The organism is Mycobacterium asiaticum DSM 44297 (genome assembly GCF_000613245.1).
GTDB classification, from domain to species: domain Bacteria; phylum Actinomycetota; class Actinomycetes; order Mycobacteriales; family Mycobacteriaceae; genus Mycobacterium; species Mycobacterium asiaticum.
The window spans coordinates 59,923-77,238 of record NZ_HG964937.1; the positions used below are offsets into that span (position 1 = coordinate 59,923).

The window sequence follows — 17,316 nt, forward strand, 5'->3', positions numbered from 1 at the left end:
CCGCCGGCGGCGTCACACCGGCCACGGTCGCCGGTCCGCCGTGATGGGGCGTACCGGCGACCGGAACCGCCGGATCCGCCACGAACTGGTTGACCGAGGTGGCGACGTTCTTGGCTTCGGCGGGTGCCGTCGGGTTGTGGGTGAACGCCTGAGCCGCGGCCATCAGCAGCTGCGTCGCCTGCGCCGGGTTGCCCGCCGCCTGCTGGATGATCGGGCTCAACTCGGCCAACGCGGGCAGCCCAGGGAGCTGTTGGGTGGGGTTGGGCGGCGGCGTCGCCGGGTCGGCTGCCGCGCTCGGACAAAGCGCGAACGCGGCAGCCGATGTGACGACGACTGCGGCCAAACCTTTGGACAGACTCCAAGTGCTTGCCACGGTGTGTTCTCTCTCCCGTTGTTGGTGGTAGGTCAGCCGTCAGATGAGATGGCTCAGGGCAACGCAGCGAGCAGCGTCTGCGGCGGTCCCGCGGGTGCGGGCGCGCTGGCCCCTGGGGCCGGAGACGCCGGTGCCAATCCAGGAATGCTGGACGTCAGGCCCGGCAGTGCTGCCTGCGCCAAGCCGGGCAGGGCCGAGGCCAACCCCGGCAGTGCGGACGCAGGAGCCGCCGGTGCCGCTGCCGCCGGAGCGGCAAGACCCGGAATCGCTGACGCCAGGCCCGGAATCGAGGGCGCGGGCGCGGCCGCCGGAGTGACCGGCGCGGTGATCCCCGGGATCGGGGTGTTCACTCCTGGAATCGACGGCACTGCGGCCGGCGCTGGTGCGGCCGGTGCCGGTGCCGCGAGCGCCGGAATGGGCGTGTTCACACCGGGAATGGACGGCACTCCAGCAGGTGCGGGCGCGGGTGCGGCCGCCGCCGGCGCGGTGATCCCCGGGATCGGGGTGTTCACGCCGGGAATCTGCGGAACTGTGGCGGGAGCCGTCGAGGGACCTGGTGCGCTGGCGCCGGGCAGCACCGACGGCAGGTTCAGCCCACCGGGGGCAGCTGGAGCCGGGTCGGGTGCGCGCAGCACACCCTGGGGTGCCGGCGAGGTGCCCTGCACGGGCGGGGTCGCACCGAGGGCGGTCGCCAGGTTCTGCAGAATCTGCGGCGCGTTGGCGGCCGAAGCGATCAACTGCTGCGGAATGTTGGGCTGCGCCGGGGCGGGCGCCGGGTCGGCGTGGGCGATACCGCCCGTCAGCAATGCGGCGGACGAACCGACCAATACTGCGCCGGCACGTACGTAAGTCCAGATGGTTGGCATGACTCTCCCTGGTTGTCTTCAACGGGCTATTCCAGGCCCCCACAGGACCTGAAGCCGAAGCTATCGTGGTACAGAAGTGACTCAAGTGACACGTGTGGCATTTATTTGATCGTTACCGATACGAGTGGCGGCGGTGATCGACCACCTGCGATTTGTGTCCTGGCCGTTATCAACGGCCCGACACCCGGCGCGGTCGCTAAAGTCGGTCAAATCGACACCACTTCGGCCGCCGCGGCGGCACCCGCCCGGAAGGCCGGCCTGGCGGCGCCGCTACTGATCATCAGCGTTGTTGCGAGGTTCGCCTGGACGTATTTGGCGCCGAACGGCGCCAACTTCGTGGACTTGCACGTCTACGTGGGCGGTGCCGCGGCGCTCAACCATCCCGGCACCCTGTACAGCTACGTTTACGCCGACCAGACGCCGGACTTCCCGCTGCCGTTCACCTACCCGCCGTTCGCCGCGGTGGTCTTTTACCCACTGCACGTGGTGCCGTTCGGGTTGCTGGCCTTTCTGTGGCAGGCGGCCATCGTGGCGGCGTTGTACGGCGTGGTGCGGGTCAGTCAGCGATTGATGGGCACCGCAGCAGACCGGCGCGCCGCAATGCTGTGGACCGCGGTGACCATCTGGATCGAACCGTTGCGCAGCAACTTCGACTACGGCCAGATCAATGTGTTCCTGGTGTTGGCGGTGCTGTGGGCCGTTTACACCACCCGGTGGTGGCTGTCGGGGTTGCTGGTCGGGCTCGCGGCCGGTGTCAAGCTGACGCCGGCGATCGCCGGGGTCTATCTGCTCGGGGCCCGCCGCTGGTCGGCGGCGCTGTCCTCGCTGTCCACCTTTCTGTTGACGATCGGGATATCACTGTTTGTCGTCGGCGACCAGGCTCGGTACTACTTCACCGACCTGCTGGGCGATGCGCGCCGGGTGGGGCCGATCGCCACCTCGTTCAATCAGTCCTGGCGCGGCGCAATTTCGCGCATCCTCGGATACGACGCGGGCTACGGGCCATTGGTTTTGACGGCGATCGGTGTGACGCTGGTGCTTGCCGTACTGGCCTGGCGCGCGCTGGACGCTTCCGATGCGCTCGGCCGGTTGCTGGTCGTCGAAGTGTTCGGGCTGCTGCTCTCGCCGATCTCCTGGACGCACCACTGGGTATGGCTGGTGCCGCTGATGATGTGGTTGCTGCACGGGCCGCTGCGGGAACGCCTCGGCGCCAAGATTCTGGGGTGGGGCTGGCTGGTGCTGACTCTGATCGGCGTGCCGTGGCTGCTGAGCTTCGCGCAGCCGACCATCTGGGTGATAAGCCGGCCCTGGTATCTGGCCTGGGCCGGGCTGGTCTACGCGCTGGCGGCGTTGGCGACGCTTGGCTGGATCGCGCTGTCGGGCAATGGCTTATCGTTGCGCCGAGCGTCACGCCAGCGTGACGGTCGGCGGTGAGAGCCACGCTGGCGTGACGCTCGACGACGGCTTGGTGACGGCTTGGTGACGCTCGGCGGGCGCGGCGGGAGTTAAGCAGGGTATTCGCGCCGGAACAGCCGTCCGTGGCTGCGGAACCAGATGATGTTGCCCACCGGATCACGGACGAAATTCGATCGGGTACCCACCGGCTTGCCGTCCGGCCCGAGATCGAGCCCGTAGTCCGGCCGGTAGAACGCCAGACCCATCCGGCTGCTACCAGCAGTAGGATCATCGGAGCCCGTCGTACCGTCCAGTTGCCCATTCCCGGAACGGAATTCGATGATCACGCGCTCAAGCTCACCGGACTCCGGAATCGACTCGGCGACATAGCGCCCCTCGTACGGCGCAAGGTCGCCCGCGCTGAAGTGCTGGACGGTGGCGGGCAGGTTGCTGACGCCGGCGAAGTGGCGCAGCGCCCAGTCATCCGCGAAGAGGTCGACGGTGAGTTGCGCGCCGCCTTCGGAATTGGTCAGCAACGTCATCGCGAAGTCGCGGGCCGGCACCATGAAGAACCCGGAACGCTGCCCGCTCCACGTTCCGCCGTGCTGAACGATCAGCTTGTCCTCGGCAGACGGGCGCAGCATCCACGCCACACCCATTCCGGTCAGCTCGACCTGCAGCGTGCCGCCGGCGCCGGGATTGGCACGCATCGACTGCAGCGCCTGCTCACCCAGCAGCCGGGTGCCATTGGGGGCCGTCCCGTCGCCGAGGTGGAACCTGGCATAGCGCAACTGATCCCGCACACTGGATATCAGCCCGCCGGTGGGATTGCAACTGCGCGGGAAGGCCCAGAAACCGTTGTCGACAACCGGTTTGCCGTCAACCACATTGTGCGGCGCCGCCACGCTCAGACCCGTCAGCTGGTCGGAGAAGAAGTGAGTGTGGCCCAGTTGCAGGGGATTCAGCAGCAGGTTCTGCACGGCCGACTCGTAGGTCGTACCGGACACCACTTCGACGATCCGGCCCGCGACCGCCAATCCCGCATTGTTGTAAGCGAATACCGCACCGGGCGGGTTGAGCTGCGGAAGCCGCTTCAGCGAGGCGACGTACCGGGCCAGCGCATCATCGCCGTTGCCGAAATCCTGGACGTCGTCGCCCAACCAGCCCGAGGTGTGGTTGAGCAACTGGCGCACCGTCACCGCGGCGCTCACCTCGGGATCGGCGACGGCGAAGTCGGGCAGATACCTGCGCACCGGGGCATCCAGCGAGACCTTGCCCGCGTCCACCAGACGCATGATCGCGGTGCCGGTGAAGGTCTTTGTGGTGGAGCCGATCCGGAACACGGTGTCGCCGTCGACGGGAACCGGATGGTCGACATTCGTGACGCCGTAGCCCTTGATGTACTCCCGGCCGCCGGTCCAGACGCCCACCGCGACACCCGGTATCCCGTAGGCCTTCATCCCCGCGGTGATCTTGGCGTCGAGCTCGTCAAACAACGTCGGCTTGGCGGGCCGTGAGGCGCAGGACATTACGAGCGTCGCCGCTCCGGCCAGCGCGCCGCTCAGCAACAACCTTCGGTCAAACACCCCGGTCATGGTGGCGGCGGGTTGATCGCGTAGGTCGCCGGTTGGGTCGCGTTGATACAGCTGGTGTCGGGTTGCTGAGGGTTGTCGAAGAACGAGGCGATGACGGCAGCGCCGCAGCGGTCGGCGTAGATGCCGTGCGCGACGCCCGGAACGGTCACCGAGACGGCATGCGGAAGATGCTGGGCCACATACTGTCCGGACGCAGCGCCGGTTTGCCCGTCGTAGCTGCCGGACAGGGCCAGCGCCGGCATCGTTGCGTCGCTGACGCCGCGTACCCAGTCGGAGGCCTTGGGCACGTTCCATGCCGCGCAGGCCTGCCGCAGGAACGGCAGTTGCGGCGCCTGGGCGCGCACCGATTCGGGCAGCGCGGCGAAAGCTTGTCGGGCCGCCCGATTCTGGTCGTCGGCGGAGTCGAACGGCACCCACTCACTGCACCAGATGCTCAACGTCAGGCCCCAGCCCATGACCCCGACCTTGGCGGGGTTCACCCACGCCATCGCCCATTGCTTGGCGACCCGCGTGGGGTTGCCGTGCGCGAGTTCGTCTATCGCGGCGGGCATCTCGGCCGGGAAGTGGGTGGCCATCGGAACGAACCAGTTAAGCAGGGCGCCACCGTCGAGCACGATCTTCGTGTCACCAACACCTTCGACGTTGACCGTGGTGGTCACCGGATGAGCCTCGAGTTCATTGACCAGCCGCACGAACGTGTCACCCAGGTTCGGATAACGCGCCTGGCAGTCCGGTTGGACGGTGCAGGCGCTCATCATGTTGTCGAACGCTTCACGCGCACTGCCCCAGGTCCAGCTCGGGCTCGCGATCGACGGCGGCGTCATTCCGTCGAGCACCAGCGAGCGGATGGCCGGTGCATCCAGCCGCGAATAGATCAGAGCCAGGTCGGTGCCGTAGGAGTGCGAAAACAGATTCCACTGCTTGAGGTGCAACGCGTTGCGCAGATCGATCAGGTCGTAGGCACTCTCGCTGGAGTTGAACGCGGCCAGATCGGCGATGCCGGCCAATCGGTCGTGGCAGGTCCTGGCGGCCTGCACGTACTGGTCTCCGGTGCCGGACGCGTCGTACACCAGGCCCGCTCTGCGGGCGAAGAACTGATCGATCTCCGGACAGGTCAGCGCGGGTTGCGACGAGTGATTGCCGCGCTGCGCAAGCAGTATCAGGTCCCGGTTGCGGTTGAGGCCGACGTCCTGCGCGATCGGCGGATCCATGATGGCGTCCTCACCAGGGCCGCCGGTGATGAAGAGGATCGGGTCGCCGGTCGGGGGTTGAGTCTGCGACGGAATGACGGCAACGGCGAGCCGTAATGTCCGCCCGCCCGGTTTGGCCCGGTTCTCGGGTACGACCAGGGTTGCGCAGTGTGCGGCGGCCAACTCCGGCGCGGCGGACGCGGGGCAGGGGCCCGGCTCGTAGCCGGCGGGTGAGTGGGCCACCGTGGTCGGCGGCCCCGGTTGAGCGCCGCCGGATGTGTCCGGATGCGAGCAGGCAGCGCCCGCACCGGCGATGGTGATGGCAAGAGCCAACCGCAACGAGCCATGGAGCGTCATCGCGGATCACCCTATATTCGCGAGCCGAACCTGGTTGCCGTTTTTGGCCCGCGGTTTCGCGGTGTGGTTGGGTTCGCGCAGGGCGCTCAGCTACCGACGATTCCGTTGATATCGCGGGCCATATCGATGTCCTTGCCGGTGATGCCACCTTCTGAGTGGGTGACCAGCACGAAAGTCACTGTCCGCCAGCGGATATCGATATCCGGATGGTGGTCCTTGGCCTCGGCGTGTTCGCCCACCCGGCGCACAGCGTCAATACCGGCCAGAAATTCCGGGAACTTGACCGACCGTCGCAATGCTCCATCGACACGTTCCCAGCCGTCGAGCTCGGGCAGTGCGGCGTCTACTTGCTCATCGGTTAACACAGCCATCTCTCGACCGTATACCGTCACTGGCCATGTCGACCCAGATCGTCGTCGCTGGAGCGATCATTCGCGGCAATACGGTCCTGGTGGCACAACGCGCTCGTCCGCCGGAACTGGCGGGCCGCTGGGAGCTGCCCGGCGGCAAGGTCGGCCACGAGGAAACCGAACCGGCCGCGTTGGCGCGTGAGCTCGTCGAGGAACTGGGCCTGCGGGCGGGTGACGTCGTGGTGGATGAACGCCTGGGCGGTGATGTCGACCTGAGCGGCTCGATGACCCTGCGGGCCTATCGGGTCCGGCTGCTGACGGGCGAGCCGCGCGCCCACGACCACCGCGCGTTGCGCTGGGTGACCGCGGAAGAACTCGGTGACGTCGACTGGGTGCCGGCGGATCGCGAGTGGCTTGCCGACCTGACGCGCGCGTTGTCCTGAGGTGATTCCACAGTCCGTATACAGCGGACATCCAGGGCGGCTGAAGGTTGCCGACATCAACTGTTGAAAAGGGCAACTCGAAACCGATGCGCTGACGAGGAGGAGGTCGTCCTGACTGTGACCCCGCATGTCGGTGGACGCCTCGAGGAATTGTTGGCACGCAGCGCGCGCTTCTTCACCCCTGGCGAAGTATCGGCCGACCTGCGCACCGTATCCCGGCGTGGCGGTCGCGAGGGCGACGTCTTCTACCGCGACCGATGGAGTCACGACAAGGTGGTGCGATCCACCCACGGGGTGAACTGCACGGGATCGTGTTCGTGGAAGATCTACGTCAAAGACGGGATCATCACCTGGGAAACGCAGCAAACCGACTATCCCTCGGTGGGCCCGGACCGCCCCGAGTACGAACCTCGGGGCTGCCCGCGCGGTGCGTCGTTCTCCTGGTACAGCTATGCGCCCACCCGGGTCCGCTACCCCTATGCCCGCGGTGTGCTGGTGGAGATGTACCGGGAAGCCAAGGCCCGCTTGGGTGACCCGGTGCTGGCCTGGGCAGACATCCAAGCCGATCCGCAGCGACGGCGCCGCTACCAGCAGGCCCGCGGTAAAGGCGGACTGATCCGGGTGAGCTGGGCCGAGGCGACCGAGATGATCGCGGCGGCCCACGTGCACACCATCAAGACCTACGGCCCGGACCGGGTCGCCGGTTTCACCCCGATCCCGGCCATGTCGATGGTCAGCCACGCCGCGGGCTCGCGATTCATTGAGCTGATCGGTGGCGTGATGACGTCGTTCTACGACTGGTACGCCGACCTGCCCGTGGCCTCGCCGCAGGTATTCGGCGATCAGACCGACGTGCCGGAGTCCGGAGACTGGTGGGACGCTTCGTATCTGGTGATGTGGGGCTCCAACGTCCCGATCACCCGCACCCCCGACGCGCACTGGATGGCCGAGGTGCGTTACCGGGGCACCAAGGTCGTGGTCGTCAGTCCCGACTACGCCGACAACACCAAATTCGCCGACGAGTGGGTGCGGTGTGCCGCAGGCACCGACACCGCGCTGGCCATGGCGATGGGCCACGTGATCCTCTCGGAATGCTATGTGTACAAACAGGTTCCGTTCTTCACCGATTACGTGCGCCGATACACCGACCTGCCCTTCCTGATCAAGCTGGAAACCCGGGGCGAACGACTGGTGCCCGGGAAATTTCTGACTGCGGCCGACATCGGCGCTGAAGTCGAGAACTCGGCCTTCAAGCCCGCCCTACTGGATCAGGTCACCGACACCGTGGTGATCCCGCAGGGCTCGCTGGGATTCCGGTTCGGCGAAGACGGGGTGGGGAAGTGGAACCTCGATCTCGGTGCGGTGATCCCGGCGCTGAGCGTCGAAAACTCTGACGGGAGTGCAGCACTCGTCAGCCTGCCCCACTTCGACACCGTTGACGGCCGCGGGCAGACCGTGTCACGGGGTGTGCCGGTGCGCCGGGTCGGCAACCATTTGGTGTGCACGGTGTTCGACCTGATGCTGGCCCAGTACGGGGTTGGGCGCCCTGGACTGCCCGGCGATTGGGCGACCGGTTACGACGATGCGACGCAACCGAACACACCCGCATGGCAGGAGCCCATCACCGGGGTGCCGGCCGCGCAGGCCGTTCGCATTGCCAGGGAATTCGCGCGCAACGCAGAGGAATCCGGCGGCCGGTCCATGGTCATCATGGGTGGCGGAATCTGCCACTGGTTCCATAGCGACGTGATGTACCGGTCGGTGCTGGCACTGCTGATGTTGACCGGGTCGATGGGACGCAACGGCGGCGGTTGGGCGCACTACGTCGGTCAGGAGAAGGTTCGCCCGCTGACCGGGTGGCAGACCATGGCCAACGCCACGGACTGGGCGCGCCCGCCGCGACAGGTGCCCGGCGCCTCGTACTGGTATGCCCACACCGACCAGTGGCGCTACGACGGCTACGCAGCGGACAAGCTGACCAGCCCGCTGGGCCGCGGCAGGTTCGCCGGCAAGCACACGATGGACCTGCTCGCCTCGGCCGCGGCGATGGGCTGGAGCCCGTTCTATCCGCAGTTCGACCGGTCCAGCCTCGATGTCGCCGACGAGGCGAAGGCCGACGGCCGTGACGTCGGAGAGTATGTGGCCGAGCAACTGGCCGATCGCAAGCTCAAGCTCTCGGTCACCGACCCCGACAACCCGGTCAACTGGCCGCGGGTGCTGACGGTGTGGCGGTCGAACCTGATCGGCTCCTCGGGCAAGGGTGGCGAGTACTTCTTGCGGCACCTGCTGGGCACCGACTCCAACGTGCAGGCCGAACCGCCGGCTGATGGCGCCAGGCCGCGGGACATTCTGTGGGACTGCGAAATTCCCGAGGGCAAGCTCGACCTGATGATGTCAATCGACTTCCGCATGACGTCGACCACGCTGGTCTCCGATGTGGTGCTGCCCGCCGCGACATGGTACGAGAAGGCCGACCTGTCCAGCACCGACATGCACCCGTACGTGCACGCGTTCAGCCCGGCCATCGACCCGCCCTGGGAAACGCGGTCGGACTTCGACGCATTCGCCGCCATCGCGCGCACCTTCAGCATGCTGGCCCGACGCCACCTGGGCTCGCGCACGGACGTGGTGCTGACCGCGCTGCAACATGACACCCCGGACGAGATGGCCTGTCCCGACGGGACCGAACGCGATTGGTTACACACCGGCGAACTCCCGATCCCGGGCCGGACGATGAGCAAGCTAACCGTGGTGGAGCGCGACTACACCGCGATCTACGACAAGTGGTTGACGCTGGGACCGCTGGTCGACAAGTTCGGCATGACCGTCAAGGGCTACACGGTGCACCCGTTCCGAGAAATCAGCGAGCTGGCAAGCAAATTCGGCGTCATGAACTCCGGAGCAGGTGCCGGGCGTCCGGCGATCACCACGGCCCAGCGGATGGCTGACACCATCCTGGCCCTGTCCGGAACCTGCAACGGCCGGCTGGCCGTCGAGGGCTTCCTGGAATTGGAGAAACGCACCGGCCAGCGGCTGGTGCAGCTGGCCGAGGGCAGCGAGGAGAAGCGGATCACCTACGCCGACACTCAGGCGCGGCCGGTCCCGGTGATCACCAGCCCGGAATGGTCGGGCAGCGAAACCGGCGGCCGTCGCTACGCCCCCTTCACCATCAACATCGAGCATCTCAAACCGTTTCACACCCTGACCGGCCGGATGCACTTCTACCTTGCCCATGACTGGATCGAGGAACTCGGCGAACAGCTGCCGGTATACCGGCCACCGCTGGATATGGCGCGGCTGTTCGATCAACCGCAGCTCGGCCCGACCCCGGACGGTTCGGGCGGAATCGGCCTCACCGTGCGGTATCTGACGCCGCACTCCAAGTGGTCGTTCCATTCGACCTACCAGGACAACCTTTACATGCTGTCACTGTCGCGGGGCGGTCCGACCATGTGGATGAGCCCGGCCGACGCTGCCAAGATTCAAGTGCGCGACAATGATTGGGTCGAGGCTGTGAATGCGAACGGCATTTACGTGTGCCGGGCGATTGTCTCGCACCGGATGCCCGACGGGGTCGTGTTCGTCTACCACGTGCAGGAGCGCACCGTCGACACGCCTCGCACCGAAACCAACAACAAGCGCGGCGGCAACCACAACGCGCTGACCCGGGTGCGAATCAAGCCCAGTCATTTGGCGGGTGGCTACGGGCAGCACTCGTTCGCGTTCAACTATCTCGGTCCCACCGGGAACCAGCGTGACGAGGTCACCGTGGTGCGGCGCCGCAGCCAGGAGGTCAGGTACTGACATGAAGGTGATGGCGCAATTGGCGATGGTGATGAACCTCGACAAATGCATTGGCTGCCACACCTGCTCGGTGACATGCAAGCAGGCATGGACCAATCGCTCGGGCACCGAATACGTGTGGTTCAACAACGTCGAAACCCGCCCGGGCGTGGGTTATCCCCGTGGCTATGAAGATCAGAGTCGGTGGCGCGGGGGATGGGTGCGGGACAACAACGGGCGCTTGCGATTGCGGGACGGCGGGCGGTTGGCAAAGTTGCTGCGCATTTTCGCCAACCCTAACCTGCCTACCATCTCGGATTACTACGAGCCGTGGACCTACGACTACGAAAACCTGACCCAGGCACCGGCGGGAGACACTTTCCCGACGGCCGCACCTCGCAGCCAGCTCACCGGCGAGCCAATGAAGGTGTCCTGGGGCTCGAACTGGGACGACAACCTCGCCGGCTCAACGGAAATCGTGCCCGACGACCCGATCCTGAAGAAGATCGGCGCAGAGGTGCGGCTGAAGCTCGAAGAGACCTTCATGTTCTACCTCCCACGGATCTGCGAACACTGCCTCAATCCGTCATGCGTCGCATCCTGTCCGTCGGGTGCGATGTACAAACGCAGCGAGGACGGCATAGTGCTGGTGGACCAGGACCGTTGCCGTGGCTGGCGGATGTGCGTGTCCGGATGCCCCTACAAGAAGGTGTATTTCAACCATCAGACCGGTAAGGCCGAGAAGTGCACGATGTGCTACCCGCGCATCGAGGTCGGCCTGCCCACCGTGTGCTCGGAAACCTGCGTGGGACGGCTGCGCTATCTGGGGCTGGTGCTCTACGACGTGGACGGGGTGCTCGAAGCCGCATCGGTAGAGAAGGACACCGATCTGTACGAGGCGCAGCGGCGGATCATCCTGGATCCCCGTGATCCCGAGGTGATCGCCGGCGCGCGGGCGCAAGGCATTTCGGAGGAATGGATCGAGGCCGCGCAGCGATCACCGGTCTATGCGTTGATCAACACCTACCGGGTGGCGCTTCCACTTCACCCGGAATACCGCACCATGCCGATGGTTTGGTACATCCCGCCGCTGTCTCCGGTGGTCGACGCGGTCAGCCACGGCGGGCACGACGGCGAGGACTTGGGCAACCTGTTCGGCGCCCTGGAAGCGTTGCGCATTCCGATCCAGTACCTGGCCGAGCTGTTCACCGCGGGCGACACCGACGTCGTCGCCGGGGTGTTGCGACGGTTGGCCGCGATGCGCTCCTACATGCGCGACATCAACCTGGGCCGGGAAACCCAGCCGCACATCCCGCACGCCGTCGGGATGACCGAGGAACAGGTCTACGAGATGTACCGGTTGCTGGCGATCGCCAAATACGAAGAGCGCTATGTCATCCCGACCGCATACTCAGCGGACCTGCCCGGCGCCGCGGAGGGCCGCGAGATGGGCTGCTCGTTGTCATTCGACGGCGGACCGGGCATGTACGAATCCGGACCGACGCCGGTGTCGGTGGAGACGTTCCACGCGATGCAGCAACGGCAAACAAACCTACTGAACTGGGACGGGACCGGCACGCCCTCCGAACTCTTCCCGATGCGGGTGAACCGATGAAAGCGTTGTCGCGCGGGAAACAACGCGCTCAACTGATGCGGGATCGCGTGGTGTGGCAGGCCGCCTCATTGCTGCTGGCTTACCCCGATGAGGGCTTCATCCGGCGGCTGCAGCTTGTCGAGGAATTGTCGGGTCACCTCCGCGGCCGGGCGCAGCACCTGCTCAGACAAACGGTCGCGGGCTTGTGGCGGTACGAAACCCTAGATGCTGCAATACATTATGTCGAAACCTTCGACCTGCGGCGACGCGCCACGATGTACCTGACGTACTGGACCGCCGGCGACACCCGCAACCGCGGGCGCGAGATGCTGGACTTCGCCAGTGCCTATCGGGATGCGGGCGTCGAGCCGCCGGCTAAAGAGTCACCCGACTACCTGCCCGTCGTGCTGGAATTCGCCGCCACCGTCGACTCGCGGGCCGGGCATCAGTTGCTGGCCACACATCGGACGTCGATCGATGTGCTGCAGAAGGCGTTGGCCGATGCGGGGTCGCCGTACCAGTACGCGGTGGCGGCGGTGTGCGAGACGTTGCCGCCCGGCGATCCGAACCGGGTGCAGCACCTGACCGAGTGCGGCCCACCCGCGGAAGCGGTTGGCCTGCAACCATTCACCCTGACCGTTCCAGCCCGACGAGACTCGGCATGAACCTACTGCAAATCTTCTGGGACGATGCGCCGTACGTCGTGCTGGCGATTGCGATCGTCGGCACCTGGTGGCGCTACCGCTACGACAAGTTCGGCTGGACCACCCGCTCGTCCCAGATCTACGAATCACGGTTGCTCACGATCGGCAGCCCGTTGTTCCACTTCGGCAGCCTCGCAGTGATCATGGGCCATATCAGCGGTCTGTTCATTCCAGAGTCCTGGACCAGGGCGATCGGGATGAGCGATCACCTCTATCACCTGCAGGCGCTGATGCTCGGCGCGCCAGCGGGTTTCGCAACCCTGCTGGGCATCGGGTTACTCGTCTACCGGCGGCGCACCCGCGGACCGGTCCGGCTGGCGACCACACGCAACGACAAGTTGATGTACGTGGCGCTGGTGTGTGCGCTGGTGGCCGGTTTGAGTTGCACCCTGATGGGCGCCACGCACTTCGGCGAACTGCACGACTATCGGCAGAAGGTGTCCGTCTGGTTCCGGTCGATCTGGATCCTGGACCCGCGCGGAGACCTGATGGCGCAGGCTGCGGTGTACTACCAGATTCACGTGCTGATCGCGTTGCTGCTGTTTGCGCTGTGGCCCTTCACCCGCCTGGTGCACGCCTTCAGCGCGCCGGTCGCCTACCTGTTCCGGCCCTACATCGTCTACCGCAGCCGCGACGTGGCCGACAAACACCAATTGATCGGTTCAGCGCCGCGCCGGCGCGGTTGGTGAGGGCGCCGCACCCGCTCAATAGCCCCTTGAGCTGCTCAGTTCGCCATTGGCGGGCCTGCGCTGAAACAATCACCGACGTGCCATTCCGTAATGTCGCCATCGTCGCCCACGTCGACCATGGCAAAACCACCCTGGTCGATGCGATGCTGCGGCAGTCCGGCGCCCTGACCCACCGCGGCGACGACACCCAGGAACGCATCATGGACAGCGGTGATCTCGAAAAGGAAAAGGGCATCACCATCCTGGCCAAGAACACCGCCGTGCACCGCCATAACGGTGACGGGACGGTGACAGTCATCAATGTCATCGACACTCCCGGTCACGCCGACTTCGGGGGCGAGGTGGAGCGCGGCCTGTCCATGGTGGACGGCGTCCTGCTGCTGGTCGACGCGTCCGAGGGCCCGCTGCCGCAGACGAGGTTCGTGCTGCGCAAGGCTCTTCAGGCGCATCTCCCGGTGATCCTCGTCGTGAACAAGACCGACCGACCGGACGCACGCATCGAGGAGGTCGTCGAGGCGAGTCACGACCTGCTGCTCGACGTCGCCTCCGACCTCGACGAAGAAGCGGCCGCCGCCGCCGAGCACGCGCTGGGGTTGCCGACGCTCTACGCGTCCGGGCGGGCCGGCATCGCGAGCACCGAACAACCGGCAGACGGCCAGGCGCCCGCCGGTGACAACCTCGACCCGCTGTTCGACGTGCTGATGGAGCACATCCCGCCGCCCTCGGGCGATCCGGAGGCTCCGCTGCAGGCGCTGGTCACCAACCTCGACGCTTCGCCCTTCCTGGGCCGGCTCGCGCTGATCCGCATCTATAACGGCAAGCTGCGCAAGGGCCAGCAGGTGGCGTGGATGCGCGAAGTGGACGCGGTGCCCGTCATCACCAGCGCCAAGATCACCGAATTGCTGGCCACCGAGGGCGTCGAACGCACTCCGACCGACGAGGCCGTCGCCGGCGATATTGTGGCCGTCGCCGGGTTGCCCGAGATCATGATCGGCGACACGCTGGCCGATCCGGACCACGCGCACGCGTTGCCGCGCATCACCGTCGACGAGCCCGCCATCTCGGTGACGGTCGGCACCAACACCTCACCACTGGCCGGCAAGGTGTCCGGGCACAAGCTGACGGCGCGCATGGTGCGCAGCCGACTGGACACCGAGCTGGTCGGCAACGTCTCCATCCGCGTGGTCGACATCGGGCGCCCCGACGCTTGGGAGGTGCAGGGCCGCGGCGAGCTGGCGTTGGCCGTGCTCGTCGAGACGATGCGCCGCGAGGGCTTCGAGCTCACCGTCGGCAAGCCGCAGGTGGTCACCCGAACCATCGACGGAAAGCTGCACGAACCGTTCGAGGCGATGACGATCGACTGTCCGGAGGAGTTCGTCGGCGCGATCACCCAGCTGATGGCCGGTCGCAAGGGCCGGATGGAAGAAATGACCAACCACGCCGCCGGGTGGGTCCGGATGGACTTCATCGTGCCCAGCCGCGGACTGATCGGCTTTCGCACCGACTTCCTCACCCTCACCCGCGGCACCGGCATCGCCAACGCCGTCTTCGACGGCTACCGGCCGTGGGCGGGTGAGATTCGCGCCCGGCACACCGGGTCGCTGGTGTCGGACCGTTCCGGCGTCATCACCCCGTTCGCGCTGCTGCAACTCGCCGACCGGGGCCAGTTCTTCGTCGAGCCCGGTCAGGACACCTACGAAGGCATGGTCGTCGGCATCAATCCGCGCCCGGAGGACCTGGACATCAACGTCACCCGGGAAAAGAAGCTCACCAACATGCGGTCCTCGACCGCCGATGTGATGGAAACGCTGGCCAAACCGCTCGAGCTCGACCTGGAGCGGGCCATGGAGTTTTGCGCGCCCGACGAATGCGTCGAGGTCACGCCGGAGATCGTGCGGGTCCGCAAGGTCGAATTGGATGCCACCTTGCGCGCCCGCGCGAAGGCCCGCGCTAAGGCCCGCGGGTAGGCCGGGTGGGTCTCGATACCCTGATGGGCGTGTTGCACCGGGCCCGGCACGTTCTGTTAGCGGTCGGCGTCCTCGTCGCGGCCATCGGACTGGTGCTATCGGGCTGCACGGTGAGTCCGCCGCCGGCGCCGCAGAGCACCGACACACCACACAGCACGCCGCCGCCACCGCAACGTCCCACCCAGATCATCATGGGCATCGACTCGATCGGCGCCGGCTTCAATCCGCACTTGCTGTCGGATCTCTCGCCGGTGAATGCGGCGATCGCTGCGCTGGTGCTGCCGAGCGCGTTCCGCCCCGTCCCAGACCCCAGCTCCTCGACCGGTTCGCGGTGGGAGATGGATTCCACACTGCTGGTCTCGGCCGATGTCACGAACGAGAATCCGTTCACCGTGACTTACAAGATCCGGCCGGAGGCGCAGTGGACCGACAACGCCCCGATTGCCGCGGATGACTTCTGGTACCTGTGGCAGCAGATGGCCACCCAGCCAGGCGTCGTGGATCCGGCCGGCTACGACCTGATCACCGCAGTGCAGTCGCTGGATGGCGGCAAGCAGGCCGTCGTGACCTTCAGCCAGCCGTACCCCGCGTGGCGGGAACTGTTCAACAACCTGCTGCCGGCACACATAGTCAAAGATGTATCGGGCGGGTTCTCGGCCGGGCTGGCCCGTGCCTTGCCCGTGACCGGCGGACAGTTCCGGGTCGAGAACATCGATCCCCAGCGCGACGAGATCCTGATCGCCCGCAACGACCGGTTTTGGGGGCTGCCCGCAAAACCCGGCCTGATCCAGTTCCGGCGGGCCGGTGCGCCGGCCGCACTGGCCGATTCGGTGCGCAACGGCGACACCCAGGTAGCGCAGGTGCACGGCGGTTCGGCGGCCTTCGCTCAGCTCTCGGCCATCCCCGACGTGCGGACCGCCCGCATCGTCACGCCACGTGTCATGCAAATGACGCTGCGTGCCAACGAGCCGAAGCTGGCCGACAGTCAGGTCCGTAAGGCGATCCTGGGTCTGCTCGACGTCGACCTGCTCGCCGCCGTGGGGGCCGGTAGCGATAACACCGTCACCCTGGACCAGGCGCAGATCCGGTCACCCAGCGATCCCGGCTATGTGCCCACGGCACCACCGGCGATGAGCCGCACGGCGGCACTGGGGCTGCTGGAAGCCTCCGGGTTCCAGATCGAGAGCAACAACACGGTGACCTCGACCCCCGGCGCAAATTCGACGACCACGCCGGTCAGCACCCTGCCTACCGGGGAATTGATCCACGGCCAGATCAGCAAGGACGGCAAGCAACTGACCCTGGTCATCGGTGTGGCTGCCAACGATCCGACCTCGGTGGCGGTGGCCAACACCGCCGCCGACCAGCTGCGCAACGTCGGCATCGCCGCCAGCGTGCTGGCCCTGGATCCGGTGACGCTGTACCGCGACGCATTGAAGAACCACCAAGTGGACGCGCTGGTGGGCTGGCATCAGGCCGGCGGGAATCTGGCCACCTCGCTCGCGTCCCGATTCGGCTGCCCCGCGCTGCAGGCCTCCGAGATCCCCAACCCGAGCGCGTCGCCGACCGCGCAGGCATCGACTACCGGAACAACCGGTAGCACCACCCAGGCCGGGCCGGACACCACCGTGCCCCCGACAACCCCCAGTCGGCCGCCGGAACCCGGCGCATTGGTGAAAGCGCCGTCGAACCTGACCGGAATCTGCGATCGCAGCATTCAGCCCAACATCGAGGCGGCGCTCAACGGGACCAAGAACATCAGCGACGTGATCACCGCGGTGGAGCCGCGGCTGTGGAACATGTCGACGGTCCTGCCCATCCTGCAGGACACTACGATCGTGGCCGCCGGGCCCAGCGTGCAGAACGTCAGCCTGACCGGTGCCGTCCCGGTCGGCATCGTCGCCGACGCCAGCCAGTGGGTGAAAACCGGGCCATAGAACGCAAAAACCCTGTCTGGCAATCCATCTAGCCGGCTGGGAACGCACCAGCTGACCTCGGCGTTCGGCTCGT

12 protein-coding genes and 1 pseudogene are annotated in these 17,316 nt (G+C 66.5%); 8 read left to right on the forward strand and 5 right to left on the reverse strand.

The window, feature by feature from the left end:
* A pseudogene (locus BN972_RS30305) lies at positions 1 to 409 on the reverse strand (hypothetical protein); the annotation flags it as partial.
* Between the two features lie 17 nt (positions 410 to 426).
* A complete protein-coding gene (locus BN972_RS10870; protein WP_036357478.1) occupies positions 427 to 1,239 on the reverse strand; it encodes a hypothetical protein in 813 nt (270 codons plus the stop codon).
* A 159-nt stretch (positions 1,240 to 1,398) separates the two neighbouring features.
* Between BN972_RS10870 and BN972_RS10875 the strand changes: the two genes are divergently transcribed.
* Positions 1,399 to 2,673, forward strand: coding sequence for a mannosyltransferase (locus tag BN972_RS10875; protein WP_200869744.1), 1,275 nt, complete (start codon positions 1,399 to 1,401; stop codon positions 2,671 to 2,673).
* 71 nt (positions 2,674 to 2,744) lie between these two features.
* On the opposite strand, the gene BN972_RS10880 is transcribed toward BN972_RS10875, so the two are convergent.
* The 3 genes from BN972_RS10880 to BN972_RS10890 all read right to left on the reverse strand — a co-directional run bounded on the left by BN972_RS10880 (position 2,745) and on the right by BN972_RS10890 (position 6,147).
* A complete protein-coding gene (locus tag BN972_RS10880; RefSeq protein ID WP_051545616.1) occupies positions 2,745 to 4,163 on the reverse strand; it encodes a serine hydrolase domain-containing protein in 1,419 nt (472 codons plus the stop codon).
* Between the two features lie 62 nt (positions 4,164 to 4,225).
* Positions 4,226 to 5,776, reverse strand: coding sequence for an alpha/beta hydrolase (locus tag BN972_RS10885; protein ID WP_051545358.1), 1,551 nt, complete (start codon positions 5,774 to 5,776; stop codon positions 4,226 to 4,228).
* An 86-nt stretch (positions 5,777 to 5,862) separates the two neighbouring features.
* Positions 5,863 to 6,147, reverse strand: a complete 285-nt coding sequence (locus tag BN972_RS10890; RefSeq protein WP_036357481.1) for a 4a-hydroxytetrahydrobiopterin dehydratase — start codon at positions 6,145 to 6,147, stop codon at positions 5,863 to 5,865.
* A 26-nt stretch (positions 6,148 to 6,173) separates the two neighbouring features.
* On the opposite strand from BN972_RS10890, the gene BN972_RS10895 reads away from it, so the two are divergent.
* The 7 genes from BN972_RS10895 to BN972_RS10925 all read left to right on the forward strand — a co-directional run bounded on the left by BN972_RS10895 (position 6,174) and on the right by BN972_RS10925 (position 17,243).
* A complete protein-coding gene (locus BN972_RS10895) occupies positions 6,174 to 6,569 on the forward strand; it encodes a (deoxy)nucleoside triphosphate pyrophosphohydrolase (RefSeq protein WP_036357483.1) in 396 nt (131 codons plus the stop codon).
* Positions 6,570 to 6,680: 111 nt separating this feature from the next.
* The gene (locus BN972_RS10900) at positions 6,681 to 10,373 is read left to right on the forward strand and encodes a nitrate reductase subunit alpha (protein WP_036360615.1); all 3,693 of its coding nucleotides are present in this window, start codon (positions 6,681 to 6,683) and stop codon (positions 10,371 to 10,373) included.
* Between the two features lies 1 nt (position 10,374).
* Positions 10,375 to 11,967 carry a nitrate reductase subunit beta gene (narH, locus tag BN972_RS10905; protein WP_036357486.1) on the forward strand — a complete coding sequence of 531 codons (1,593 nt, stop codon included), beginning with the start codon at positions 10,375 to 10,377 and terminating at the stop codon, positions 11,965 to 11,967.
* Positions 11,964 to 12,611, forward strand: a complete 648-nt coding sequence (gene narJ / locus BN972_RS10910) for a nitrate reductase molybdenum cofactor assembly chaperone (protein ID WP_036357489.1) — start codon at positions 11,964 to 11,966, stop codon at positions 12,609 to 12,611. The genes narH and narJ overlap by 4 nt, the downstream gene beginning before the upstream one ends.
* Entirely contained in the window at positions 12,608 to 13,339 is a 732-nt protein-coding gene (narI, locus tag BN972_RS10915) for a respiratory nitrate reductase subunit gamma (protein WP_036357492.1), read from the forward strand. Before narJ ends, narI begins: the two co-directional genes overlap by 4 nt.
* A gap of 77 nt (positions 13,340 to 13,416) precedes the next feature.
* A complete protein-coding gene (gene typA / locus BN972_RS10920) occupies positions 13,417 to 15,306 on the forward strand; it encodes a translational GTPase TypA (RefSeq protein WP_036357495.1) in 1,890 nt (629 codons plus the stop codon).
* Positions 15,307 to 15,329: 23 nt separating this feature from the next.
* Positions 15,330 to 17,243 carry an ABC transporter family substrate-binding protein gene (locus tag BN972_RS10925; RefSeq protein WP_036357498.1) on the forward strand — a complete coding sequence of 638 codons (1,914 nt, stop codon included), beginning with the start codon at positions 15,330 to 15,332 and terminating at the stop codon, positions 17,241 to 17,243.
* Positions 17,244 to 17,316: the final 73 nt, after the last annotated feature.